The organism is Streptomyces yokosukanensis, assembly GCF_001514035.1.
GTDB lineage: Bacteria > Actinomycetota > Actinomycetes > Streptomycetales > Streptomycetaceae > Streptomyces > Streptomyces yokosukanensis.
In genome coordinates this window covers 1-2548 of sequence record NZ_KQ948276.1, presented here as the reverse complement: position 1 = coordinate 2548, position 2548 = coordinate 1, and the positions used below count along the sequence as shown (strand labels likewise).

Here is a 2548-nt window from a genome sequence, read left to right as displayed (position 1 = left end):
ACGCCCCGCTTGACCGCGATGAGGGCGTCCATCAGGTGCAGGCCTTCGAAGGCGTCGCGGGCGTAGCGGACCTCGCCCTCGTAGATCTCGTGGAGGTCCTGCTCGACGTAGGCGCGGGTCAGGGCGGCGCCGCCCAGGATGACCGGGAAGCGGGCGGCCAGACCCCGCTGGTTCAGTTCCTGGAGGTTCTCCTTCATGATCACCGTGGACTTCACCAGCAGCCCCGACATACCGATCACATCGGCCCGGTGCTCCTCGGCCGCCTCCAGGATCGCCGAGACCGGCTGCTTGATCCCCAGGTTGACCACGTTGTAGCCGTTGTTCGACAAAATGATGTCGACCAGGTTCTTGCCGATGTCGTGCACGTCCCCACGCACCGTCGCCAGCACGATCGTGCCCTTGCCCTCGGAATCCGACTTCTCCATGTGCGGCTCGAGATGAGCCACCGCACTCTTCATCACCTCCGCGGACTGCAGCACGAACGGCAACTGCATCTGACCGGAACCGAACAGCTCACCGACCACCTTCATACCGTCCAGCAACGTCTCGTTGACGATGTCCAACGCCGGCCGGTCCACCAGAGCACTGTCCAGATCCGCCTCCAGACCGTTCTTCTCCCCGTCGACGATCCGCCGCTTGAGACGCTCCTCCAACGGCAGCGCGGCCAGTTCCTCGGCCTTGCCGGCCTTCAGGGACTTCGCCGTCGCACCCTCGAACAGCTGCATCAGCTTCTGCAGCGGGTCGTAGCCCTCGCGGCGGCGGTCGTAGACCAGATCGAGAGCGGTGGTGACCTGCTCCTCGTCGAACCGCGCGATCGGCAGGATCTTCGACGCATGCACGATCGCCGAATCCAGACCCGCCTTCACACACTCGTCCAGGAACACACTGTTCAAAAGGATCCGGGCCGCGGGATTGAGACCGAACGAGATGTTCGACAGGCCGAGTGTCGTCTGCACGTCCGGATGACGCCGCTTCAGCTCACGGATCGCCTCGATCGTCGCGATACCGTCCCCACGGGACTCCTCCTGACCCGTGCAGATCGTGAACGTCAGCGTGTCGATGAGGATGTCCGACTCACGGATCCCCCAGTTCCCCGTCAGATCACCGATCAACCGCTCGGCGATCTCCACCTTCTTCTCCGGGGTACGAGCCTGACCCTCCTCATCGATCGTCAACGCGATCAACGCCGCACCGTGCTCCCGCGCCAGCCCACTGACCCTCGCGAACCGCGAGTCCGGCCCGTCACCGTCCTCGTAGTTCACCGAATTGATCACCGCACGGCCACCGAGCTTCTCCAGACCCGCCCGGATCACCTCGACCTCGGTGGAGTCCAGCACGATCGGCAACGTCGACGCCGTCGCGAAACGACCCGCCAACTCCTCCATGTCGGCCACACCGTCACGCCCGACATAATCCACACACAGATCCAGCATGTGCGCGCCCTCACGGATCTGCTCCCGCGCCGTCTCCACACAGTCGTCCCAGCGGCCCTCCAGCATCGCCTCACGGAACTTCTTCGACCCGTTCGCGTTCGTCCGCTCACCGATCGCCAAATAGGACGTGTCCTGACGGAACGGCACCGCCTGGTAGAGAGAGGCGGCGCCGGGCTCGGGCCGCGGATCACGCTCGGGCGGAGTGACACCGCGGACCCGCTCCACCACCTGACGCAGATGCTCCGGCGTCGTACCGCAGCAACCGCCGACCAGCGACAGACCGTACTCGCGGACGAAGATCTCCTGCGCGTCGGCCAGCTCGGGCGCGGTCAGCGGATAGTGCGCCCCGTCCTTGCCGAGAACCGGCAGACCGGCGTTCGGCATGCACGACAACGGAATCCGGGCGTTGCGGGCCAGATAACGCAGATGCTCGCTCATCTCGGCCGGGCCGGTGGCACAGTTCAGGCCGATCATGTCGATGCCCAACGGCTCCAACGCCGTCAGCGCCGCACCGATCTCCGAACCCAGCAACATCGTGCCGGTCGTCTCCACCGTCACCGACACGATCACCGGCAGATCCACACCGAGAACATCCAGGCCACGACGCGCGCCGAGGACGGCCGCCTTGGTCTGCAACAGATCCTGCGTCGTCTCCACCAGCAGCGCGTCCGCGCCACCCGCGACCAGACCCTCCGCATTGCGCTGATAGGCATCACGCAGCGTGATGTACGGGGCGTGACCGAGCGTCGGCAGCTTGGTACCGGGACCCATGGACCCGAGCACCCAACGGGGGCGGCCGTCCCCGGCGGTGAACTCGTCGGCGGCCTCACGAGCCACCCGCGCACCCGCCTCGGACAGCTCATGGACACGCTCGGGGATGTCGTACTCGGCCAGAGCCGAATGGTTGGCCCCGAAAGTGTTGGTCTCCACACAGTCGACGCCCACCGAGAAGTACGCCTCGTGGACGGAACGAACGATGTCCGGCCGTGTGACGTTGAGGATCTCGTTGCAGCCCTCGAGCTGCTGGAAGTCGTCCAGACTCGGATCCTGCGCCTGGAGCATGGTGCCCATGGCTCCGTCGGCTACCACCACACGGGTGGCGAGCGCCTCGCGGA

General features: G+C 65.8%; 1 protein-coding gene. It reads right to left on the bottom strand.

Annotation, left to right across the window (positions count from 1 at the left end; genetic code table 11):
• The coding region (gene metH, locus AQI95_RS44125; protein ID WP_067137139.1) for a methionine synthase at nt 1-2548 on the bottom strand (2548 nt) is incomplete at both ends.